Origin of the sequence: Vibrio diabolicus (genome assembly GCF_011801455.1) — a bacterium.
GTDB lineage: Bacteria > Pseudomonadota > Gammaproteobacteria > Enterobacterales > Vibrionaceae > Vibrio > Vibrio diabolicus.
In genome coordinates this window covers 1,617,000-1,638,614 of sequence record NZ_CP042451.1, presented here as the reverse complement: position 1 = coordinate 1,638,614, position 21,615 = coordinate 1,617,000, and the positions used below count along the sequence as shown (strand labels likewise).

General features: G+C 43.1%; 23 protein-coding genes. 7 read left to right on the top strand and 16 right to left on the bottom strand.

Going from position 1 to position 21,615, the window contains the following annotated elements; genetic code table 11:
* The first annotated feature begins 461 nt into the window (after positions 1 to 461).
* Positions 462 to 1,682: an ammonium transporter gene (locus FR741_RS07985; RefSeq protein WP_167426573.1), complete on the top strand. Its 1,221-nt coding sequence runs from the start codon at positions 462 to 464 to the stop codon at positions 1,680 to 1,682.
* A 32-nt stretch (positions 1,683 to 1,714) separates the two neighbouring features.
* On the opposite strand, the gene FR741_RS07980 is transcribed toward FR741_RS07985, so the two are convergent.
* The gene (locus FR741_RS07980) at positions 1,715 to 1,888 is read right to left on the bottom strand and encodes a hypothetical protein (protein WP_012841833.1); all 174 of its coding nucleotides are present in this window, start codon (positions 1,886 to 1,888) and stop codon (positions 1,715 to 1,717) included.
* A gap of 118 nt (positions 1,889 to 2,006) precedes the next feature.
* On the opposite strand from FR741_RS07980, the gene cobB reads away from it, so the two are divergent.
* Positions 2,007 to 2,738 (top strand): Sir2 family NAD+-dependent deacetylase, encoded by a 732-nt coding sequence (gene cobB, locus FR741_RS07975; protein ID WP_005396469.1) that lies wholly within the window; start codon positions 2,007 to 2,009, stop codon positions 2,736 to 2,738.
* A 90-nt stretch (positions 2,739 to 2,828) separates the two neighbouring features.
* On the opposite strand, the gene FR741_RS07970 is transcribed toward cobB, so the two are convergent.
* The 5 genes from FR741_RS07970 to potA form a co-directional block, all read right to left on the bottom strand.
* Positions 2,829 to 3,866 carry an extracellular solute-binding protein gene (locus tag FR741_RS07970; RefSeq protein WP_005396470.1) on the bottom strand — a complete coding sequence of 346 codons (1,038 nt, stop codon included), beginning with the start codon at positions 3,864 to 3,866 and terminating at the stop codon, positions 2,829 to 2,831.
* A gap of 247 nt (positions 3,867 to 4,113) precedes the next feature.
* Positions 4,114 to 5,145 (bottom strand): extracellular solute-binding protein, encoded by a 1,032-nt coding sequence (locus FR741_RS07965; RefSeq protein ID WP_048626389.1) that lies wholly within the window; start codon positions 5,143 to 5,145, stop codon positions 4,114 to 4,116.
* A gap of 106 nt (positions 5,146 to 5,251) precedes the next feature.
* Positions 5,252 to 6,022 carry a spermidine/putrescine ABC transporter permease PotC gene (gene potC / locus FR741_RS07960; RefSeq protein WP_005396472.1) on the bottom strand — a complete coding sequence of 257 codons (771 nt, stop codon included), beginning with the start codon at positions 6,020 to 6,022 and terminating at the stop codon, positions 5,252 to 5,254.
* Positions 6,022 to 6,882 carry a spermidine/putrescine ABC transporter permease PotB gene (potB, locus tag FR741_RS07955; protein ID WP_012841831.1) on the bottom strand — a complete coding sequence of 287 codons (861 nt, stop codon included), beginning with the start codon at positions 6,880 to 6,882 and terminating at the stop codon, positions 6,022 to 6,024. Before potB ends, potC begins: the two co-directional genes overlap by 1 nt.
* On the bottom strand, positions 6,863 to 7,978 hold the full coding sequence (gene potA, locus FR741_RS07950; protein ID WP_233059786.1) for a spermidine/putrescine ABC transporter ATP-binding protein PotA: 1,116 nt from the start codon (positions 7,976 to 7,978) through the stop codon (positions 6,863 to 6,865). The genes potB and potA overlap by 20 nt, the downstream gene beginning before the upstream one ends.
* 401 nt (positions 7,979 to 8,379) lie before the next feature.
* Between potA and FR741_RS07945 the strand changes: the two genes are divergently transcribed.
* The 4 genes from FR741_RS07945 (at position 8,380) to ttcA (ending at position 11,775) form a co-directional block, all read left to right on the top strand.
* Positions 8,380 to 9,177, top strand: coding sequence for a DUF2189 domain-containing protein (locus tag FR741_RS07945; protein ID WP_012841829.1), 798 nt, complete (start codon positions 8,380 to 8,382; stop codon positions 9,175 to 9,177).
* On the top strand, positions 9,170 to 10,006 hold the full coding sequence (locus FR741_RS07940; protein ID WP_031780554.1) for a glucosaminidase domain-containing protein: 837 nt from the start codon (positions 9,170 to 9,172) through the stop codon (positions 10,004 to 10,006). Before FR741_RS07945 ends, FR741_RS07940 begins: the two co-directional genes overlap by 8 nt.
* 13 nt (positions 10,007 to 10,019) lie before the next feature.
* Complete coding sequence (locus FR741_RS07935) at positions 10,020 to 10,682, top strand: DUF2987 domain-containing protein (RefSeq protein WP_053807421.1); 663 nt, start codon at positions 10,020 to 10,022, stop codon at positions 10,680 to 10,682.
* 199 nt (positions 10,683 to 10,881) lie between these two features.
* The gene (ttcA, locus tag FR741_RS07930) at positions 10,882 to 11,775 is read left to right on the top strand and encodes a tRNA 2-thiocytidine(32) synthetase TtcA (RefSeq protein WP_005377502.1); all 894 of its coding nucleotides are present in this window, start codon (positions 10,882 to 10,884) and stop codon (positions 11,773 to 11,775) included.
* Positions 11,776 to 11,914: 139 nt separating this feature from the next.
* On the opposite strand, the gene uspE is transcribed toward ttcA, so the two are convergent.
* The 10 genes from uspE to ccoN all read right to left on the bottom strand — a co-directional run bounded on the left by uspE (position 11,915) and on the right by ccoN (position 20,913).
* A complete protein-coding gene (uspE, locus tag FR741_RS07925) occupies positions 11,915 to 12,862 on the bottom strand; it encodes a universal stress protein UspE (RefSeq protein WP_006742588.1) in 948 nt (315 codons plus the stop codon).
* Positions 12,863 to 13,042: 180 nt separating this feature from the next.
* Entirely contained in the window at positions 13,043 to 13,789 is a 747-nt protein-coding gene (locus tag FR741_RS07920) for an FNR family transcription factor (protein WP_005377497.1), read from the bottom strand.
* A gap of 90 nt (positions 13,790 to 13,879) precedes the next feature.
* Positions 13,880 to 14,557, bottom strand: a complete 678-nt coding sequence (locus FR741_RS07915) for a sulfite exporter TauE/SafE family protein (protein WP_167426572.1) — start codon at positions 14,555 to 14,557, stop codon at positions 13,880 to 13,882.
* A gap of 8 nt (positions 14,558 to 14,565) precedes the next feature.
* Entirely contained in the window at positions 14,566 to 14,730 is a 165-nt protein-coding gene (gene ccoS, locus FR741_RS07910) for a cbb3-type cytochrome oxidase assembly protein CcoS (protein WP_167426571.1), read from the bottom strand.
* Between the two features lie 15 nt (positions 14,731 to 14,745).
* Positions 14,746 to 17,109: a heavy metal translocating P-type ATPase gene (locus FR741_RS07905; RefSeq protein WP_167426570.1), complete on the bottom strand. Its 2,364-nt coding sequence runs from the start codon at positions 17,107 to 17,109 to the stop codon at positions 14,746 to 14,748.
* Between the two features lie 4 nt (positions 17,110 to 17,113).
* Positions 17,114 to 17,590: a FixH family protein gene (locus FR741_RS07900; RefSeq protein WP_046875302.1), complete on the bottom strand. Its 477-nt coding sequence runs from the start codon at positions 17,588 to 17,590 to the stop codon at positions 17,114 to 17,116.
* A gap of 105 nt (positions 17,591 to 17,695) precedes the next feature.
* Positions 17,696 to 18,670, bottom strand: coding sequence for a cytochrome-c oxidase, cbb3-type subunit III (gene ccoP / locus FR741_RS07895; protein ID WP_005377487.1), 975 nt, complete (start codon positions 18,668 to 18,670; stop codon positions 17,696 to 17,698).
* Complete coding sequence (locus tag FR741_RS07890; RefSeq protein ID WP_005396487.1) at positions 18,670 to 18,843, bottom strand: cbb3-type cytochrome oxidase subunit 3; 174 nt, start codon at positions 18,841 to 18,843, stop codon at positions 18,670 to 18,672. Before FR741_RS07890 ends, ccoP begins: the two co-directional genes overlap by 1 nt.
* Positions 18,844 to 18,852: 9 nt before the next feature.
* Complete coding sequence (gene ccoO / locus FR741_RS07885; RefSeq protein WP_005377475.1) at positions 18,853 to 19,473, bottom strand: cytochrome-c oxidase, cbb3-type subunit II; 621 nt, start codon at positions 19,471 to 19,473, stop codon at positions 18,853 to 18,855.
* A 12-nt stretch (positions 19,474 to 19,485) separates the two neighbouring features.
* A complete protein-coding gene (gene ccoN / locus FR741_RS07880) occupies positions 19,486 to 20,913 on the bottom strand; it encodes a cytochrome-c oxidase, cbb3-type subunit I (RefSeq protein WP_005396488.1) in 1,428 nt (475 codons plus the stop codon).
* A gap of 257 nt (positions 20,914 to 21,170) precedes the next feature.
* Between ccoN and FR741_RS07875 the strand changes: the two genes are divergently transcribed.
* Positions 21,171 to 21,527, top strand: coding sequence for a hypothetical protein (locus FR741_RS07875; RefSeq protein ID WP_167426569.1), 357 nt, complete (start codon positions 21,171 to 21,173; stop codon positions 21,525 to 21,527).
* Positions 21,528 to 21,615: the final 88 nt, after the last annotated feature.

Below are 21,615 nucleotides of genomic sequence, written 5' to 3'. Positions count from 1 at the left end.
GTTGTTATAAATAGCATAACTGCCTTGTTTAGTAAAATTACACTGTTTTTTGGATAATTTGTCTGATGCTTTTTTCGGGAGGAGGCATTTAGACGGGCGCTGGTTAGAGGATGTAAAAGCAGGGAAGATCACTCGATAAACTCCTTTAGTTAGCAATTCAGTATATAAGCCACCTCTCATCAGGTGGCTTTTACGTTTTGTTGAGCTATATGGTGCGCATTATGTTGGTGCACTAAAACCATATTGGTGCATTTATTAGCATGTTAAACACCATTTCAAGAATGCCTAATTTTATTAAAGTTCATACAAAACAATAAATTAAAGCGTAAGTGTTAGAAATGTAAATTATGGAATGAGAATTGCTCTGTTAGACGCTCTATAAACTAAGTTCACCAAATTGGTGATGAGCCTAACTTTGATGCACAGGATAAGTGCGCTACAGATCAACGGAGACAATCATAATGAGTGTAACTGCCAATCAGGTACACGGCGCTGTACAAACTCTCACGCAAAGTTCCGACACACTTTTCTTACTACTTGGCGCAATCATGGTTTTTTTGATGCATGCTGGTTTCGCTTTCCTTGAAGTAGGAACCGTGCGCCAAAAGAACCAAGTTAATGCTTTAGTTAAAATATTGGCTGATTTCGGTATATCCGCCATCGCGTATTTTTTTATTGGATACTGGGTCGCTTATGGCGGCACCTTCTTTGCTGATGCAGAGACATTATCTCAAGGCAATGGTTACGAGTTAGTGAAGTTCTTTTTCTTGCTGACCTTCGCTGCAGCGATTCCCGCTATTGTTTCAGGTGGTATCGCAGAACGAGCTCGTTTTTATCCGATTCTAATCGCAACATTTTTTACTGTCGGCATCGTATACCCGTTATTTGAGGGAATGATCTGGAACGGAAACTTTGGTGTTCAAGCTTGGTTTGAAAGTACCTTTGGTTATGGCTTTCACGACTTTGCAGGTTCAGTCGTTGTACATGGTGTTGGCGGCTGGATAGCGTTGGTTGCCGTTGTGTTTTTGGGCATGAGAAAAGGCAGAGTTCGAGCAGGAAAGCATACCAACTTTGCACCTTCGAATATTCCGTTTTTGGCTTTGGGAGCTTGGATCTTATGTGTGGGGTGGTTTGGCTTCAACGTCATGTCAGCTCAAACCGTGTCAGGCATAAGTGGCTTGGTGGCTATGAACTCATTGATGGCAATGGTCGGAGGCATTGTCGCGTCATTGTTGGCTGGTAAGAATGACCCCGGCTTTATTCATAACGGCCCACTAGCTGGCTTGGTTGCTGTATGTGCGGGCTCAGACTTAATGCATCCTATCGGTGCTTTAGTGACAGGTGCGATTGCTGGCGTGCTATTTGTTTATCTTTTTACCTACCTACAAAACAAAACCAAGATTGATGATGTGTTGGGTGTCTGGCCTTTACACGGTTTATGTGGCGCTTGGGGGGGTATTGCTGCGGGGATCTTTGGTCAAAGCGCGTTGGGTGGGCTAGGTGGCGTGAGCATTATCGTTCAGCTTCTAGGAACGCTTTTGGGCATTTCTATCGCAGTGATTGGGGCGCTTGCAGTCTACGGCGCGATCAATGTCAGTATGGGACTAAGGCTTTCGGAAGAAGACGAATTCAATGGCGCTGACCTAGCCATTCATAAAATATCTTCTACCAACGAGGATTGAGGCCAATGTGGGAGCGGCGTAAAGCCGCTCTTTTAGCAATTGCCTTTTTTTGCTTGGCCAGGGGGACAGAAATCTCCATTACCACGATGGTTATCGTCATTGGTGCTGACTCTTACTTTTACGTCGTCCACTTCGCCTTCAACATTGGTTAGTTGGCAACCTGCTAAAGTCGTAAGTAATATAAGCGCTAGAGATACTTGTCTCATTGCTGTTCCTCTTAAATTGTAATTCTAATAGTGACCATTACGACCATGGTCTAATCCATATTACTACTGTTGCTATTCTTTCAGTGTTAAGCTAATGAAAAAACAGCAAGGATGAGTTATGAATTTCCCTTATAGAAATATTGTAGTACTTACTGGTGCAGGTATCTCGGCCGAATCTGGTATTCAAACATTTCGTGCGCAAGATGGCCTTTGGGAGAATCACCGTATTGAAGATGTAGCAACACCTGAAGGGTTTGCTCGCGATCCGGACCTTGTTCAAGATTTTTACAATCAACGCCGCAAGAAACTTCAAGACAATGCGATACAGCCGAATGCCGCGCATAAGGCACTGGGCCGCCTAGAAACCGAGTTAGAAGGTAAAGTGACGGTCATCACTCAAAATATAGACAACCTTCACGAAAGAGGCGGCAGCCATAACGTCATTCATATGCACGGTGAGCTTTTAAAAGCGAGATGCAGTGAATCAAACCAAGTTATAGAACATAGTGAAGACATTAAGACTGGTGAGCTTTGTCATTGCTGTCAGATCCCTTCACAAATGCGACCACATATTGTTTGGTTTGGTGAAATGCCACTACGAATGGGGGATATCTACGCGGCTTTAGAAGAAGCAGATTTATTTATTTCTATCGGAACTTCTGGCGTCGTATATCCCGCAGCAGGTTTTGTTCATGATGCAAAAATGCATGGCGCGCACACCATCGAAATTAACCTCGAGCCTAGTGCGGTAGAAAGTGAATTTGAGGAAAAACGCTATGGAAAAGCAAGCGTCGAGGTTCCAAAATTAGTTGACGAGATACTGGCTCTAGAAGGAAAAGAAAGAGCGTAATAATTCTCACAGAGGAGAGCTTTTGTCTTGTCATTAAGAACAAAAAAAGCGGCTCATGAGCCGCTTTTTCATATCTTTAAAACTAACGAATTAGTTGTTCACTTTTAGCTTTTGGAAGTACTCATCGTACATTACGCTCGCTTCGCCAACTTCATCTTGCCAAGTACCGCTGTCCATCACTTCTTGTGGTGGGAAGATGCTTGGATCGTTAGCAAATTCTTTCGGTAGCAGTTCGTGTGCCGTTTTCACTGGAGTAGGGTAACCAATCTCTAGTGCGATCTTAGCTGCGTTTTCTGGGCGCAGTAAGAAGTCAATCATCTTATGAGCCGCATCAACGTTCTTCGCGCCAGCTGGAATTGCCAGGCTGTCCATCCAGAAGATCGTTCCTTTTTCTGGCCAGATGATGTCGATGTTCGCGCCTTCTTGACGAGCCATGTAAGCAGAACCATTCCAAAGCATACCAAGTGAAACTTCACCCGCTAGGTAAGGGTTTGCAGGAAAGTCTGAGTTAAATACTAATACGTTTGGCATTAGCTTTTTCAGTTCTTCGTAAGCGGCTTTGATTTCTTCTGGGTTAGTCGTGTTTGGTGAGTAACCAAGCTTAGTCAATGCAATGTGGAATACTTCGCGAGAATCATCCATCAACATTAGTTGACCTTCCCACTTGCTATCCCAAAAATCATCCCACTTAGTAACAGATGATTTGTCTAGCATGTCAGCATTGATACCAATACCTGTCGCACCCCAAATGTAAGGGATAGAGTAGTTGTTGTTCGGATCGAACGGCTTGTTAAGGAAGTTAGTATCAAGATCGGCAAAATGAGACAATTTCTCTTTGTCGATCTGTTGCAGCATGCTTTCTTTACGCATTTTAGAGACGAAATAGGTAGACGGTACTACCAAGTCGTAACCAGAACCTTGGGTTTTAAGTTTTGCGTACATACTCTCGTTAGATTCATATGTAGAGTAAATAACTTTGATTCCAGTTTCTTTTGTAAAGTCTTCAAGAACTTCGTTTGGAATGTATTCCGACCAGTTGTAGAAATACAGTTCTTGATCAGCAGCCATTGCAGGGGTAGCGATGAGCGTCGCTGCACATAGAGCGCTTGCGTAGAATTTACTTTTCATTTGTTTTCCGTTTTGTTTCGCGATTGGACAAGTCAATACTAGCTGGAGTTATCAAGTTGATCCAAATCGCAGTAAGCACAAATCTGTTTATTTAGCTCGAGGGCTGTATCTCCGCTTTGTGAGAAGATAAAACTAGACATCGAGCCAGATAAACCTAGCAACGCATAATTATATCAGTCAATTACAAAAATAGGCAGCGTATTGCTGCCTATTTTCTTTTAGTCGATGACTTGTTACACAAGCTCGATTACTGTCCCGCTTTCAGCTTTAGGAAGTAATCTTCGTACTTAACGGTTAGATCACCAACCGCATCTTGCCATTCCACTCGATCAAGATCTTCTTGAGAAGGAAATAGCGGTGCAACATCTTTAAACTTAGCGTTCGATTCCTCTACCGCTGTTAAGTAACCAGTATCACGAGAGATTTGCTCTGCGATTTCTGGACGTAGTAGGAAGTCGATCATCTTGTGAGCTGCTTCTACGTTCTTCGCACCGGAAGAGATAGCGAAGTTATCAACCCAACCGATACCGCCTTCTTTAGGAAATACGAGTTTAAGATTTAGGCCTTCATTTTGAGCAGCTGCAGCGCTGCCGTTCCAAAGCATACCAACGCCCACTTCACCAGACATGTAAGGTGCGCCTGGGTTGTCAGAGTTGAAAACTAGAACGTTTGGCATCAACTTTTGTAGCTCAGCGTACGCTTCATCGATTTGTTTAGGGTCTTTTGAGTTGCCTGAATAGCCGAGTTTACGAAGTGCGATGTGGAAGACTTCACGAGTGTCGTCCATCAGCATTACTTGACCTTCAAGCTCAGGCTTCCATAGGTCTGCCCAGCTTTGGAAGTCGTTTGGATCGTACATGTCTGCGTTAACCGCTAGACCTGTAATCGCAACAACGTGTGGAATAGAGTAGTCGTTATTTGGATCGTAAGGCTTGTCTAGATAGTTCTTATCTAGGTTACCGAAGTTTTTCAGCTTAGTCTTATCGAGCTTTTGCAGCATACCTTCATCGCGCATTTTTGCTACGAAGTACGTTGAAGGTACCACTAGGTCATAACCTTGGTTATGAGTTTTTAGCTTTGCGTACAAAGTTTCGTTCGACTCGTAAGTCGAGTAGATCACTTTGATACCAGTTTCTTTGGTAAATTGCTCTAGGATATTACTGTTGATGTAAGGCCCCCAGTTCATAAATACCAATTCTTTATCGTCCGCTGCCGCTGAACCTGAGAACAGAGAAAGCGCACATGCACTACCAGCTAATAGAGTAGCCCATTTTTTCATTGACGTTAGCTCCAAACCAAACGTTGTCCAAATCATTTTGGACGGTAGATAGAAAAACAGAATGGCATGTAACCATTCTGTTTCGTGATGTTAACGGATGTGGATTTTACTTTACTTTTTCTCTTGCAAGCAACTGAGAAATTACGACAAGAATTAAAGAAACCACCAACATGACCGTTGCAAGAGCATTCACTTCCGGTGAAATACCCACCTTAACCATCGAGTAAATTTTCAATGGTAGGATTTCATACGTTGGACCTGTTACGAACGAACTAATAATTACGTCGTCCAGAGACAGGGTAAAGCTAAGCAGCCAGCCTGCCGCAACTGCTGGTTTTGCAAGAGGAAGGATGATCTGCTTTAAGATAACCCATTCACTTGCGCCAAGATCTTTTGCTGCTTCCAACATCTTCACATCGAAGCCATTTAAGCGGCTGTATACTGTTACCACCACAAATGGCAAACAGAAGGTGATGTGGGCAATCAATAGAGTAAAGAAGCCCAGCTGTGCGCCTAATACTAGGAACAGAGCAAGTAATGAAATCGCCATGACAATATCTGGAGACATCATTACGACAAACAACATACCGTTTACAGCACCTTTGCCTTTGAACGAGTATCGGAATAGGGCAACAGCTGTTAAGCTACCAATAATAGTAGCCGCTGTCGCAGAAAATACCGCCACGTTCAATGAGTGCCATGCAGCCTGCATTAGGCTGTCGTTGTTGACTAGGGTTTCATACCATTTCGTGGTGAAACCACCCCATTTCATACCAAATTTATTGGCGTTAAATGAGTTTACGATTAGTACAACGATTGGCAGATACAAAAATGCATAAACCAACGCCATAAAGCTAAATCTAACTGTGCGTCCCATTAGTCTAGCTCCACTTTCTTATTCAATAATTTGCCTGCTCGGTAGTAAGCGTAAAGCATTACCGCCATTGCGAAGGTGAGGGCGATACTGGTCGCAGCACCAAATGGCCAATCACGAGCGTTCAATACTTGGCTCTTAATTACGTTACCAATCAGTAGGTTCTTCGCACCGCCTAGAAGATCTGAGATGTAGAACATACCCAGCGCAGGCAGTAGAACCAACAAACAGCCACCGATAATGCCAGGCATTGTCAGAGGTAGAATTACTTTAGTAATGGTTTGGAGCTTGTTCGCACCGAGGTCTTTTGCTGCCTCGATGTAAGTGTTGTCCAACTTCTCGATTGCCGAGTAAAGCGGCAGAATCATGAAAGGAAGTAGGATGTATACAAGACCAATCATTACAGCCGTTTCGGTATACATAATACGCAACGGCTTGTCGATGATTTCCATTGCCATCAGCGACTTGTTCAAAATGCCCTGTGTACCGAGAACAATCTTCAGTCCGTAAGTTCGAATCAAAGAGTTCGTCCAAAACGGTACGATCACCAAAAACAGCATAAACGGACGCCATTTTTCAGGCATTTTCGCTACGATATAAGCAAACGGGTATCCAATGACTAAACACAACAACGTTGCCACAATTGCCATGTAGAACGAGTGCATCAGCACTTTCGCATACAGTGGGTCCAGCAGACGCAAGTAGTTGTCGAAAGTGAATGTCATTTCGATTAAGTTTGCTTCATCACGCGTTAAGAAACTGGTACCAATAATCATCACGTTTGGTACCAACACAAACAGTGTTAGCCAGCCTACGATTAAGGCAATGATCGCGTTCTGAAGATTAATCTTCTTGCTTATCATTGAGTACTACCTCCCAGCTCTCAACCCAAGTGATAGCGACTTTCTGGCCAAGTGAGTGGTCCACATCAGGATCATCTTCGTTAAAGAATTCGCTTACCATTACACGCATACCTGAATCCAATTGGATAACAGAATCTAACGTCATACCTTTATAAGTACGCTCAGTTACGTGACCAACAATGCCTTTTTCTTCAGACTCTTTGATTTCTTCGATACGTAAGTCTTCAGGGCGAAGTAGTACTTGTAGTTTGTCGCCTTTCTGTGCTTCCTTATCGTAGTAAACGACGGATTCAACACCTTCAATTTCTGCGCGGATGCGTTTGTCATCGATGCGCTCTAGCATGGTTGCATTGAATACGTTGATCTCACCAATAAAGCGAGCAACAAACAGGTTCTTAGGCTCTTCATAAATCTCACGCGGAGAGCCATCTTGTTCGATAACGCCATCACGCATCACGATAATGCGGTCTGACATCGATAGGGCTTCTTCCTGGTCGTGTGTTACAAAGATAAAGGTAATACCAAGTTGACGCTGAAGCTGCTTCAACTCGATCTGCATTTGTTTACGCAATTTGTAGTCCAGCGCCGACAGCGATTCATCGAGCAGAAGTACTTTTGGTTTATTAACAACTGCACGAGCAATTGCGATACGCTGTTGCTGGCCACCAGAAAGTTGGTGCGGTTTACGCTGTGCCATTTTTTCTAGACAAACCATGCGTAATGCTTCCATTACTCTTGGTTCAATCTCTGCTGCAGGCGTTTTCTGCATACGAAGACCAAAAGCGACATTGTCAAAAACGGTCATGTGTGGAAACAGTGCGTAGCTTTGAAATACCGTGTTGACGTGTCTCTGCTCAGCAGGAACCTGTGTTACATCTTGGTCATCCAAAATGATTTGACCGTTATCCGCCGCTTCAAAACCAGCGATCATTCGTAAAACTGTCGTTTTACCACAACCAGAAGGCCCAAGAATCGTCAGAAACTCACCATGATTAACATCCAGATTTAAATTACCGATGATTTCCTTACCATCGAAACTTTTACTAATACCAGATAAACGAATAACTGGCTTTCCTGCTTGCGGTTTTGCGTTCAACGTCTGTATTTCCCCCACGTTCAAGCTGGGATAATCCCAGCTGATGTGACACTAGCCATTCACTTTTGAGGCGCGCATCATAATCACCAAAATTGTGAAATTAAAGCATTTTCTTATCTTGAAACAGAAAAAATTTTGCAGGCAAAAGTCATCATTCCTTACCATACTGTTTTTATAAGATTAATTGGCATTTAAACACAGTTTGATAGCACTAAGCTCTGTACAATAATTGTTTTCAATTTCATAACCTTGAGAGTGGTTAATTATCAACCATACAGTTGAGATTGCAAGGATAGTACGTGAGTTGTGATGTTAGATGTGGAAAGATTTCTTTATAATAACGGCCACATTAATTGACTGGAATTCCAGTGAAAATTTTACAAGTTAATCTTGGATAAACTATGAACGACGATTTTGAGAAAGATTTCAATCTTGGGGGGAGTGTAGAGCGAGCTTTGTCTGGCAACTACGAGCTTAAAGCTGGGGCTGTTTTCAATGAAGCTTGGCGAGCAACCATCCAGCACTTTTTATCCTTTTCTCCCGCTATTATTGTATTGCTTTTTGTCCAGTTAGGTATTTTCTATATCGCGTTACAACTACAGCTGGGTGATCTGACCGTTATTCTTGATGCATTTGAGAATCCAGAATCATTCACTAACGATATTGTGTCTTCTATTTATGTCGCGAACTTTAGTTATGAGGTGATCAGCGCCCCAATTTATGCAGGGATCAGCTTGATGGCCATGAGCCATATCGCGGGCCTAAAGACTAAGTTGCGCCATGTAGGCAAAGGGCTACAGTTTACTATTCCCGTGATCCTAGCAACGCTGATGAGCCTAATGCTGCAAGGCGTAGTTGGTATGATCTTCCCTCTACTGTCCCTGTATCTTTCTTTAGCGTTTAGTCACTCTATCTTATTGATTTGTGAAAAAAGAGTGCCACCAATGCAGGCGCTATTGTTATCACTTCGCGCTATTAACAAGAAGATTTTTGTCGTCGCAGGGCTTTACTTAGGCGTGATGTTGATGTTTATTGTCGCAGCGATGTTCTACGGTATTGGCTTGATTTTTGTGTTGCCATTCTTCTTCCATTTGAAAGGCATACTCTACCGCGAAATGTTTGGAATTAAGCTCAAGATCGTTGCAACACAGAAAAACGACAATGATCACGATGGTAACTCACAGGTGTTTGATGCCTAATTCTTTAAAATCAATAAGTTTACGAGTGGCGGCTACCTGTATAGCCGCCACTTTCATTTCCATTGGACCGTATTTACACTACGAGCAACAGTTTAAATATGTTGAGAATCCTGATGTGCTGTCCGGGACAATTAAGCATGTCGATTTGTCTCATTTGCCACACATTGGTGATATCCCTGACTTCAACGCAATAAAAGACACCAAAGAGAAAAAAGCGGCGTTTTTTGATTTCTTAAGGCCTAAAATAGCACTTGAGAATCAACGAATTCGTCATGAACGAGCGTTTCTTACTTCTTTAAAGGTGGGACAAATCACTCAAGAGCAAGAAGAGTACGCTCAGCGACTAGCGGCTCTGTATTCTTTGCCTTTGAGCGACAACAAAGTCGATCACGCGTGGTTGGGTGAAATGCTTGTGCGAGTGAATGTCTTACCAGAAGCGCTGGTTCTAACTCAAGCAGCAAATGAATCTGCGTGGGGCACTTCTCGTTTTGCCACTCAAGCGAACAACTTGTTCGGCCAATGGTGTTATAAAAAGGGTTGTGGAATTGTTCCTGCGCAACGTGGCGCAGGCAAAGCTCATGAAGTTGAAAAATTCGATTCTGTACAGCAGTCGGTTCATGGCTACTTTATGAATGTCAATCGAAACCCAGCGTATGCTGAACTGCGTGAAATCAGAGCTTCTCTAGCCGAAAAGAACAAAGACCTGTTATCGGTCGCAACGGCGTCAGAGTTAACTCATGGATTGCTAGCATATTCTGAACGTGGCATTGCTTATGTACACGATCTTCGCGCGATGATTCGTCATAATAACGCCTACTGGACACAATAAAATAACGGATAAAATGAAAAAGTTAAGCCTAAGTCTATTGGGAAGTGCGGCGCTAATTCTTGTATCGCCAATAACCCAAGCTCAAGAGTACATGTTCACGTACTCAAAGTTATACACCCAACTCAAAAACAACAATAAAGAAGGGCATGACAACGTGAAAGTTGGCGTCTTCTTTGTGGACGCAAAAACTAAGCAAATTTGTACAATAGAAAAAGCTTGGATGGAAAAAGAAGAGCACTATGAAGAGTTTGTTATCCCTGCTTCACAAGAGTTGCCTCTGCCAGTCGATAAAAACTTAAAGTCAGCGAATCCGTTGGTTTTTGTCGATACTCCAAAAGATACTCGTTGCGATTACTCACTTGTCGTGATGACCAAAGAACCATTACAGGGTAACGTTTCTTACGAGCAACTTAAGCCTCTTCTACCTCAAATGCAGACGATGCTGGAAGATTTAGGCGGTATGTTTGCGGGTTGGTTTACACCTGAAGTTCAAGGTGTGACCATGGAGTTTGCAAATCAACTGAATGATAAAGTGATTTTCTCAAACGGAACCGAAAAGCCAATTGTCAATGGCAAGATACAAGTCGCACTAAGTGAAATAGGGCAAGGTGGCACAATGACACTACCAGAACCGACGATGCGAGTGCTACCTTATCTGCCTAACGCAAAGAAGTGAACACTGAGAGTTTAGAAAGGGCTGCAATTGCGGCTCTTTTTTTATTTGTGACGGTAACTAAGCTACCTTTCGTGTCCTTTTCTTAATGTCTCAATAAGACAAGCATTTAATCCTGCGTAAAAAGCTCGTATAATCCACGCCCCAAAGAAACCCATGTTAGGAAGTCCTAGTCGATTTATCGGCGATGTGAGAGCCCGCAATGAACCAAATAGATACAAGAAAAGAAACCCTAGAATTCAACAAGCTTCAGAAACGCCTGAGAAGACATGTTGGAAATGCCATTACTGATTACAACATGATCGAAGAAGGCGATGTTGTGATGGCATGTATTAGCGGTGGTAAAGATTCATTCGCGATGCTTGATATCCTGCTGAATCTTCAAAAAGCTGCGCCAATCAAATTTGAAGTGGTTGCGGTAAACCTAGACCAAAAACAACCGGGCTTCCCTGAGCATATTCTGCCTGAGTATTTCGAAACACTGAATATCCCTTACTACATCGTAGATAAGGACACGTATTCAGTCGTAAAAGAGAAAGTGCCAGAAGGCAAAACCACTTGTGGTCTGTGTTCGCGCCTGCGACGTGGTACGCTGTATTCATTTGCAGAGAAGATTGGTGCAACTAAGCTTGCGCTAGGTCATCACATGGATGACATCGTCGAAACAATGTTCTTGAATATGTTCCACGGCTCTCGCCTTAAAGCGATGCCACCAAAACTACGCTCTGATGATGGTCGTAACGTGGTCATTCGTCCATTAACTTACTGTCGTGAAAAAGATCTGATCAAATACGCTGAGCACAAGGATTTCCCAATTATTCCGTGTAACCTTTGTGGCTCTCAAGAGAACCTTCAGCGTCAATCTATAAAAGCAATGTTGATTGAATGGGATAAGAAGACGCCAGGGCGTGTGGAAGCGATTTTTAAATCAATTCAAAACGTAAGCCCAAGCCAACTAGCAGACCGCGAATTGTTCGACTTTGTTAACTTACCGCTAGATCGTGAAGGTAACCGCGAAGAATATGAATTTAATGAGGCTGTCGTTTCTTCGACGAATATTGATGAATCAATGTTCATCGATGTTACGAACATCTAACTCGTAAAAAAGGAGGTCAACTAGACCTCCTTTTTTGTATTCAACGCTTTAACTGTCCCCAAACAAAAATCCCCCTTTTATTAGGGGGATTTATTAGCGTCTGTTTGAAAGCGCTCAATATAGCAATGCTAAAGAGAGATTAGGTTGCTGTATTTGGATCGAGAGGGCTAATGTAGCCTTTTGGTTTTAGAGCCAATACATCGCAATTTATTTTATCGATCACGTGCTCAGCTGTATTACCAATAAAGACAGCAGAAAGCCCGGTTCGCCCTGTGGTGCCTAAAATAACCATTGCAGTATTCAAGCGCTCTGCTGCTGCTGGAATGACATCTTCAGGTAAGCCTTGCTCAACAATCGTTTGCTCTTCATCAAGGCCGTGTTTTTGGCGTAATGCTTTCATCGCAGTTAAGTGATGACCTCGAACGGCATCGGTATAAGTCGTTGGATCAAACTCAGGAAGTTCAATGGTAATGTTCGCCGGTGTAACGGGATACGCATTAACAAGGTATGGTTTGGCATCCAGTCGGGTGGTGACTTCTTTTAGTCGCTCGACCATGGCATCGTTGAGATCAATATGAGTTGGATTTTCAGAGCCTACGTGCACCGAGGCAAGAATGCTTGCTTGTTCTGGCCAATCTGCATTTTTAATCAGAAGTACTGGGATAGGGCATTTACGTAACAAGTGCCAATCGGTCGGAGTGAAAATCACAGATTCTAACACGTCGTGCTTACGTGTGCCTTTAATGACTAGGTCATGGCTGCCTGCATAGACCTCAGCGATAATTGCTTCGTAAGGACGGTTGTGCCAGACGACACATACATCAAAGTCGAAGCCATCGTTTAGATAAGGTTGAGCAATTTTACGCATCCACTGCTCACGTTGATGGATAACACCTCGACGCATAGCATCTCTTTCATCCACTGATAGCATTGACGTCATGTCATAAGAGAAATCGTAAATGGATAAAAAGAAAGTGATTCGGCTTCTAGATACACTTTTTTGAGCTAATTGAACAGCTCTTGCAAGTGCGGGCTGCTCATCATTATTGATGTCAGCTACAACAAGGATCTTACTGTATATACTCATAACTAAGCCCACTTCTATTGCAAAACCAGATACTGAATATAAATTAAATCAGTATTTTGGAGTACTCACCGTACATTTTTACTGTAGCTTAGTTTGGGTAACTTTTTGAGGACTTTCGAAAGGAATTTATGAGAAACATGATGTAGCTCATTTTCGAGCTACATCAATAATTGGGGTGTATTATTCTTTAGTTACACCAGCAAGTTCCATCAATGCATCGTGGTCTAAGATAGTGATATATTTACCTTTTACACTTAGGATCTCGGATTTCTGGAAACGACCCAACAAGCGACTGATTGTTTCCACTGTAAGACCAAGATAGTTACCAATATCACCACGAGTCATCGTTAAACGAAACTCTCTAGGGCTGAAGCCACGTTGAGAAAAACGAGTTGATAGGTTGTATAGGAAAGCCGCTAGACGTTCTTCTGCATTCTTTTTAGAAAGAAGCAAAATCATTTCCTGATCACCTTTAATTTCGTTACTCATCAAACGCATAATTTGCTGGCGAAGCTTAGGCATTTTACCTGATAGGTCGTCTAAAATTTCGTATGGGATTTCACATACCATCGACGTTTCAAGCGCTTGAGCAAAGCTAGGGTGGGAGTCACCTGTAATGGCATCGAAACCAACTAGGTCTCCGGCCAAGTGAAACGCTGTGATTTGCTCATCACCTTGCTCTGTGATCGTATAGCTCTTGATGGTACCAGAGCGGATAGCGTACAGAGATTTTAGCTCGTCACCAGCCTTAAAAAGCTCTTGTCCTTTTTGGATAGGCTTCTTACGTTCGATGATTTGGTCAAGCTGATCAAGTTCTGCCTCATTCAGAGTGAACGGGATACACAGCTGACTAATGCTACAATCTTGGCAATGAATGGCGCAACCGCCTGATTGGATACGCTTTGTTGCAGGTTTTTCAGAAATCATAACAACCTTTCACTATTTGATATACATCAATATTTTAGCATCGCTTAATCCTAAAGGGTAGCAAAAATGTCACCTCAATAGAGTTTAACGTTATATGAAACCGAGTAACTCCATGGCTCCTACAGCAGTGTACGAACCATACCCAATAAGGATTAATGCTGAAATATTTCTAAATATTAACGATTTTTGTAATTTCTGAAAATGGTTGGCACCATATCCAATAATCAGCATTGCCGGAAGTGTTCCGAGGCCAAACGCGAGCATAATAAGACCACCGTTTATTGCGCTGCCTGAAACCGCCGACCAAGTTAGCGCAGAATAAACCAAGCCGCATGGTAACCAGCCCCAAATGAAGCCAAATGGTAAAGCATGAAGAGGGTGCTTTAATGGCGACAAACGCTTACCAGCAGGTGAGATAAAGCGCCAAATGTGCTGTCCTAACTTTTCTATTAACAGTAAACCTTGCCACCATCTAGCAATATAAAGCGCAACCAGAATCATGAACAGTGCGGCAATCAGCCTTAACCAAGCAAGAGAATGCGTTAATCCACTTAGCTCAGATAAACCTGATATTGCTCCGCCTACTAATGCACCGATTACGGCATAGCTGCTCAATCGCCCTAGGTTGTAGAAGAGTGGAATAAGGGGGGAGCTTTTACTTGTAGAAGAGCCCATGGTAAGCAGAGACGCGATACCACCACACATTCCCATGCAATGACCGGCCCCGACGAGGCCGATCATCAAAGCACCAATAAAGTCAGGAGTCATAAAGGTTGCTATTTTTTATCACTATTAGATTTGTCTTCTTCATCAAGAAGAATGTTATGTCCTTGTCGTTCTAGATCTTCAAACTGATCACTTCTTACTGCCCAAAGAAAAACGGCAACAGCAATACAAACGAGAACGATAGCGATGGGAATCAATATATAAAGACTTTCCATGTTTGCTTTCTCTACTTATTTCTCTTTGAGCAGGCGCAAAGAGTTAGATACAACGATAATTGAGCTTGCAGACATGCCAACTACTGCAATGTAGGGAGCCACTAAACCAGCGACAGCTAAAGGCAAAATTAACAGGTTGTAACTCAAAGACCAAGCCAAGTTTTCTCGAATAATCTTTCTTGTACGCAGTGCAAGCAAACGTGCCTCTAGTAGCTTTTCGAGATTATCCCCAAGTAACGTCATATCTGCAGATGCTTTAGCGACATCCGTACCACCGCCCATTGCAACAGAAAGATGAGCTCCGGCGAGAGTAGGTGCGTCATTGATGCCATCGCCAACCATCATTGTGATACTGTCTTCATCAAGACTCTTAAGGTACGCGAGTTTGTCTTCTGGTTTTGCTGACGCAACGACGTGATCGATACCAATTTCATTCGCTACAGGTCGAGCGTTTGAGAGAGAGTCACCTGTTAGCAGCGTTGTCTTAATTCCAGCGTCAGCAAAACGTTGAACAAAGGCTTTGCTTTCTTTTCGGATAGGGTCGCGGTAGTAAAAGCTAGCGACATGCTCGCCATCAACTGAAAGATAGACCGCATGGCTTTCATCGCTTTCCTTGCCTTGAACAAAAACCGCACTGCCTATCTTAACGATTTTGCCATTCCAGATCCCCTCAATCCCTGAACCAATCACGTTTTGCACTTCATACACAACAAAGTCGTCATTGGCGTAACTTGCAAAAGAGCGAGCGATAGGATGGTTTGCATGAGCTTCTAATGCTGCGGCTAGAGAGAGACAATCTTCTTTTGGAAGATCACTCAACACTTTTGTATCACAGATCTCAATATCGCCTTTCGTCAGAGTACCTGTTTTATCTACAACTAAGTGGTTGATCTTACATAGCGTCTCGAACACATGACCTTTACGAAGCAAAATGCCAAAGTTTCCCATACGAGAGGTAGCACAAGTTAGAGCAGTTGGAGTCGCAAGAGATAGGGCACATGGACAGGTGGCTACCAATACGGATAGCATGATCCAAAACGCATCATCTGGTTTTGTTTGATGCCAGTAAAACCAAGTACCAGCAGAAATAATAAGAATTGCTCCAACAAAGTAACGAGCAACAACGTCTGCAATTTCTGCGATTTTAGGTTTGGAGTGTTGAGCTTCATCTTGTAAACGCACGATATTGGAAATCATTGAGTCGGCTTTGGAACTCATGACCTCTAGCTCAAATGACTCATCACCGTTTAGTGTTCCTGCATAAACCGCATCGCCTTCTCGTTTCACAACATGTACGGATTCACCCGTTAGCATGGATTCATCAATATGAATACGACCCGAAATAACTTTGCCGTCAGCTGGGATATGTTCACCAGGAAGGACGCGAATACGATCACCAACTTTTAGAGTTTTCACTGGTATTTGCTCGCCATCCAGCGTCGTGGCGATCGCTGGGATCAACTTTAATAGGTTACCACTCGCCGCTGCGGCTTTGCGACGCGCTCGCATCTCTAAAAATCGTCCAACCAATAGGAAGAAAGTGAACATTGAAATCGATTCGAAGAAGACTTCGCCCTGTTCTGTAACGGTTGCTATTAAGCTGGCTACATAGGCAAAAATAAGTGCAATCGAGACAGGCACATCCATACCGAGGGTTCGGCCTTTGATGCTTCGCCACGCATTTAAGTAAAACGGAAGAGCAGAGTAGAGTAGGACTGGCGTAGCAAAGATCAAACTTACCCAACGAAAGTAATTTTTAAACTCCGGTTCTAGGTCACCAAAAACTTCTAGGTACAATGCGACGGCTAGCATCATAACTTGCATGGTAGCTAAACCAGCAATACCTAATCTGTATAAGTATTGCTTCATCATTCTATGATAAGAGGCTTCTTGCTTATCAGCTTCAAATGGTGCGGCTTTATAACCCAATTTATGAATGACAGATAGGAGCTCACTTAATCGCACCTGAGTTTTGTCCCAGGCTAGTAATGCGCGGTTAGTGGTTGTATTCACGCGGATAGACACTAACCCAGCCGTATTAGAGACTTGCTTTTCGATTAACCACGCACAAGCTGCACATGAAACGCCTTCTAAAGAAAGAGTTACTTCAGAGACATTTTCACGATTTCGCACAAATTCTGATTGTACATCTTCATTATCATAATGAATTAAAGCTTGGAGTTGCTCTGGTACTAAATCTGCTTTTTCCGCAGGCGCAGTTCTATATTGATAGTAGGATACTAAGCCGCTGTCTACGATGGTTTGAGCAACCGTCTCGCAGCCAGGACAACACATCTTGCGGGATTCACCGAGTATATCAACTTTAAAATCCGTGTTGGCTGGTACATCTTCACCACAGTGATAACAGGATTCACACATATGCTTACTTCATTAACGGTGTTGACGAGGCAGGAAATTCAACTTTACCTTGGATCATCCATTGTTGGTCATGTGGTTGTAGTTCGATAAACCAAGGACCTTGAATAGATTCTTCTGCCGTTAGGCGGTAATTACCAGATGCATCCGCCGTTACGAGCTTTGTAAAGTCACGATCAGGAAGAGTACGATGAGTGAAAGTGGCCGTTAGAGCAGGGTAATGAGATAGCTTCCCTTTAGCGAAAACAATCACAACATTGTTATTTTCAGAAGAAATCTCTGCGTTAAGACCTAGGTCACGAGCGACATTCATTTTACTAATGTCGATGTTAATGCCTTTGCCTTTTTTATAGTAATCCTCGGCGACTAAAGAAACAGAGTTGTTCGAGAAAACGACCACAGTAATCACAGTCCAAACTACGACAGTAAGAGGAAGGATGATTAGGAACCACGGCCAAAATTGTTTATACCAAGGCTTTACCATAAAAAAGTTCTCAACAGCTAAATGAAAAAATGTAAGGCGTTAAATTTAAAGGAAAGACAGCCCCTATGAAAGGGGCTGTTATTGCAATGTTACTTAATATCTCAGTTACTTACTCTCTGAGTTACTTAAGCTCCAGACATAAGAGGCAACGAGCTGAACTTTATCTTCACCCAAAATGTCTTTCCACGCGGGCATTACACCTGAGCGGCCGTTCATTACGGTTTCGGTTACAGCTGCACGAGAGTCGCCAAATAGCCAATCTTGGTCTGTAAGATCAGGTGCACCGACTGCAGGGTTACCCTTACCATCAGTACCGTGACAAGCTGCACACACGACGAAACGTGCTTTACCTGCCGCTGCTTCACGAGCATTCACTTTACGACCAGATAGGCTAAGTGTGTAGCTTACAACTTCTTGCACACCTTGCTCACCAAGCGCATCTTTCCATGCTGGCATTTGACCAATACGGCCATGCATGATGGTTGTTACGATTGCAGCTGGTTCACCGCCGTATAGCCATGCATCATCAGTTAGGTTAGGGAAACCTTTCTGACCACGAGCATCAGAGCCGTGACATTGAGAACAGTTTTGCAAAAACAAACGTTGGCCAACTTTTAATGCTTCAGGATCTTGCGCAATTTCAGGAATTGGGCGTAGACCACTGTCATTGTGCGCGAGTTTACGGAATGCTTCGCCGAAGTAAGCGTCGGCATCATCCAGTTCTTTTGCATATTGGTTTAGTTGCTTGTTCTCTTGTGCTGCAGCGATGGCTTCTTTTGACTCTTCTAGTGAGCGAACGGTTTGAGCCGAACTCTGCCAGTTTAAAAAGCCCTTGAAGCTACCTAGACCTGGGAATAGGGCAAGGTAAACTGCTGCGAACACAAATGTGCTTACAAACAGGTAAGTCCACCACTTTGGTAGAGGGTTGTTTAGCTCGCGAATACCATCGTACTCGTGGCCCATGTCTTCCCCTTCCTCGACGCCCATTTTATCTTTAGCGCACCAAGTCAGGAGAATCGCACAGCCTACCAGCGTACCGACAGTAATCACGATAATCCAGAGACTCCAGAATGTAGTCATTACTTCTTCACTCCTTGGTTATTTGGGGTCGTTTGTTCTTCGTCAGCAAACACCAAGTTGGCATCTTCTTCAAAGCGTGCTTTACGCTTTTTACTAAATGCCCACCATACGATGCCGATAAAACTAGCGAAGAGTACAACGGTATAAATACTATGAATTGTACCGAAATCCATATGATCCCCTTACTTCATTGCATGACCAAGAGACTGAAGGTAAGCGATGATTGCATCCATCTCTGTTTTACCTTCTACTTCTTTAGCCGAATTCGCGATCTCTTCATCAGTGTATGGAACACCGAACTGATCACGAAATAGCTCAAGTTTCTTCTGAGTTAGCTTACCGTCTAAAACGTTTTCAGCTAACCACGGGAAACCTGGCATGTTTGACTCAGGCACAAGCTCACGAGGATCTAGTAGGTGAACGCGGTGCCATTCATCAGAATAACGACCACCAACACGAGCTAAATCCGGACCTGTACGCTTAGAGCCCCAAAGGAATGGGTGTTCCCAAACACTCTCACCAGCAACAGAGTAGTGACCGTAACGTTCAGTCTCTGAGCGGAAAGGACGAACCATCTGGCTGTGACAAACGTTACAACCTTCACGGATGTAGATGTCACGACCTTCCATCTCCAGAGGAGTGTAAGCACGCAGATTCTCTACAGGTTCAGTCGTTTGCTTTTGGAAAATCAGAGGAGTGATCTCTACAAGAGCACCCCAACTGATAGCAAACACGATAAAAATAGCCAACAAACCGACATTACGTTCTAAGATTTCGTGGCGATTATTAGAATTATTACTCATTCTTAAATCTCCTTATGCCGGATGTGGGATAGCTTTTAGGCTTTCTTTTGGTGCACTTACCGTTTTGTACGTGTTGTATGCCATTAGGAACATACCAGATAGGAAGATAAATCCACCTAAGAAACGTACAAAGTAGAACGGATAAGACGCTTCTACAGACTCAACAAAGCTGTAAGTTAGCGTACCGTCAGAGTTAACCGCGCGCCACATCAGACCTTGCATTACACCAGAGATCCACATCGCAACGATGTAAAGAACGGTACCGATTGTTGCTAGCCAGAAATGCACATTCACGAGACCAACAGAGTACATACGCTCTTGGCCAAATAGGCGAGGTACTAAGTGATATACAGAGCCGATAGAAACCATCGCAACCCAACCTAACGCACCAGAGTGAACGTGACCAATGGTCCAGTCTGTGTAGTGAGAAAGTGCGTTAACTGTCTTAATCGACATCATTGGACCTTCAAAGGTAGACATACCGTAGAATGACAAAGAAACGATTAGGAAACGTAGGATAGGGTCATAACGAAGCTTATGCCATGCACCAGATAACGTCATAATACCGTTGATCATACCACCCCAAGAAGGAGCAAATAGAACCAGCGACATCACCATACCTAGAGACTGAGTCCAGTCCGGTAGCGCTGTATAGTGAAGGTGGTGAGGGCCTGCCCAAATATATAGAGAAATAAGCGCCCAGAAGTGAACGATAGATAGACGGTAAGAATAAACAGGACGTTCAGCTTGTTTAGGAACGAAGTAGTACATCATGCCTAGGAAACCAGCGGTGAGTAGGAAACCTACCGCATTGTGTCCATACCACCACTGAACCATCGCATCCACTGCGCCTGAGTAAATCGAGTAAGATTTACCAAGTGACACAGGAATAGCCATGCTGTTCACGATGTGAAGTACTGCTACTGTGATAATAAAGGCACCGAAGAACCAGTTTGCCACATATATGTGTGACGTGTTTCGTTTCACCAGTGTGCCGAAGAACACCACCGCATATGATACCCATACTAGCGCAATTGCGATATCAATAGGCCATTCTAGCTCAGCATACTCTTTACCCGATGTTAAACCGAGAGGCAAAGTAATGGCTGCTGCCAGGATGATTGCTTGCCAACCCCAAAAGGTGAAGGCAACGAGTGGGCCACCAAAAAGACGTGTTTGACATGTGCGCTGTACAACATAATAAGACGTTGCGAACAGAGCACTTGTACCAAACGCAAAAATTACCGCATTAGTATGCAGTGGACGTAAGCGACTGTACGTCAACCACGGCGTATCAAAGTTTAGCTGTGGCCAAACTAATTGAGCGGCAATCAAAACACCAACAGCCATACCAACTATGCCCCATAAAATGGTCACAAGGGTAAATTGGCGAACGACTGTATAGTTGTAGTTTTGTTCAAGCTGCTTTACTTGGCTCATTTGCATGCTTCCAATTTCTAATTAACTACACTTTTACTTCCAACACGACTTGCGTCGTAACACCACCCAAGTAAACTCTAGAATTCAAGTGTTATCATCACCTTATTTCCATTGCTGACTTTAATAAAAAGTGGCATTTTCAGCGTGACACTATACTTGAATTAACAATTCAATGACAGGGTAGTAACCTTACTGGCCCCCTGGAAATCATTTTTTATTTAAAAAGTTTGAAGTTTGTAACAAGGATATTAGTAATTATGCCTGCACAAAAGTTAACAAAGGCGCGACTTGCACAAATCTTAATCATGCTCAGTGTGTTAATAGCCGCATTTTTCTGGCGTACCTTTACACACGAGAGCGTTACTAGCATTGACTGTTCACAAAAAGAACGATGCGATGTAACAATTGAAGGTGAAATAATCACAATTAATCGTGACTCAACGGGAATTTCGCTCGAAACGATAAAAAGTAGCACTCTAAAAATTGATCCAAATCAATCTGGCGAATTTATCAATCTCGATCGAGAGCATAAGAAAATAGAATGGGACACAATGCCTGAATCAAAAAAAATCACCTTTAAAAAAGGCGAAAACCTTGTTGTAGTTCAATTATAAATACGATCTGTCACGAGATAATCGCAACTTCTTAATGAAATTTTCACCTTCTTACCTAGAGAAAATTGGTTGGAATGGTATAACAGCA

Coding starts and splice junctions, on each gene's coding strand:
- FR741_RS07985 (WP_167426573.1), top strand. CDS start 462: ATGAGTGTAACTGCCAATCAGGTACACGGCGCTGTACAAACTCTCACG.
- FR741_RS07980 (WP_012841833.1), bottom strand. CDS start 1,888: ATGAGACAAGTATCTCTAGCGCTTATATTACTTACGACTTTAGCAGGT.
- cobB (WP_005396469.1), top strand. CDS start 2,007: ATGAATTTCCCTTATAGAAATATTGTAGTACTTACTGGTGCAGGTATC.
- FR741_RS07970 (WP_005396470.1), bottom strand. CDS start 3,866: ATGAAAAGTAAATTCTACGCAAGCGCTCTATGTGCAGCGACGCTCATC.
- FR741_RS07965 (WP_048626389.1), bottom strand. CDS start 5,145: ATGAAAAAATGGGCTACTCTATTAGCTGGTAGTGCATGTGCGCTTTCT.
- potC (WP_005396472.1), bottom strand. CDS start 6,022: ATGGGACGCACAGTTAGATTTAGCTTTATGGCGTTGGTTTATGCATTT.
- potB (WP_012841831.1), bottom strand. CDS start 6,882: ATGATAAGCAAGAAGATTAATCTTCAGAACGCGATCATTGCCTTAATC.
- FR741_RS07945 (WP_012841829.1), top strand. CDS start 8,380: ATGAACGACGATTTTGAGAAAGATTTCAATCTTGGGGGGAGTGTAGAG.
- FR741_RS07940 (WP_031780554.1), top strand. CDS start 9,170: ATGCCTAATTCTTTAAAATCAATAAGTTTACGAGTGGCGGCTACCTGT.
- FR741_RS07935 (WP_053807421.1), top strand. CDS start 10,020: ATGAAAAAGTTAAGCCTAAGTCTATTGGGAAGTGCGGCGCTAATTCTT.
- ttcA (WP_005377502.1), top strand. CDS start 10,882: ATGAACCAAATAGATACAAGAAAAGAAACCCTAGAATTCAACAAGCTT.
- uspE (WP_006742588.1), bottom strand. CDS start 12,862: ATGAGTATATACAGTAAGATCCTTGTTGTAGCTGACATCAATAATGAT.
- FR741_RS07920 (WP_005377497.1), bottom strand. CDS start 13,789: ATGATTTCTGAAAAACCTGCAACAAAGCGTATCCAATCAGGCGGTTGC.
- FR741_RS07915 (WP_167426572.1), bottom strand. CDS start 14,557: ATGACTCCTGACTTTATTGGTGCTTTGATGATCGGCCTCGTCGGGGCC.
- ccoS (WP_167426571.1), bottom strand. CDS start 14,730: ATGGAAAGTCTTTATATATTGATTCCCATCGCTATCGTTCTCGTTTGT.
- FR741_RS07905 (WP_167426570.1), bottom strand. CDS start 17,109: ATGTGTGAATCCTGTTATCACTGTGGTGAAGATGTACCAGCCAACACG.
- FR741_RS07900 (WP_046875302.1), bottom strand. CDS start 17,590: ATGGTAAAGCCTTGGTATAAACAATTTTGGCCGTGGTTCCTAATCATC.
- ccoP (WP_005377487.1), bottom strand. CDS start 18,670: ATGACTACATTCTGGAGTCTCTGGATTATCGTGATTACTGTCGGTACG.
- FR741_RS07890 (WP_005396487.1), bottom strand. CDS start 18,843: ATGGATTTCGGTACAATTCATAGTATTTATACCGTTGTACTCTTCGCT.
- ccoO (WP_005377475.1), bottom strand. CDS start 19,473: ATGAGTAATAATTCTAATAATCGCCACGAAATCTTAGAACGTAATGTC.
- ccoN (WP_005396488.1), bottom strand. CDS start 20,913: ATGAGCCAAGTAAAGCAGCTTGAACAAAACTACAACTATACAGTCGTT.
- FR741_RS07875 (WP_167426569.1), top strand. CDS start 21,171: ATGCCTGCACAAAAGTTAACAAAGGCGCGACTTGCACAAATCTTAATC.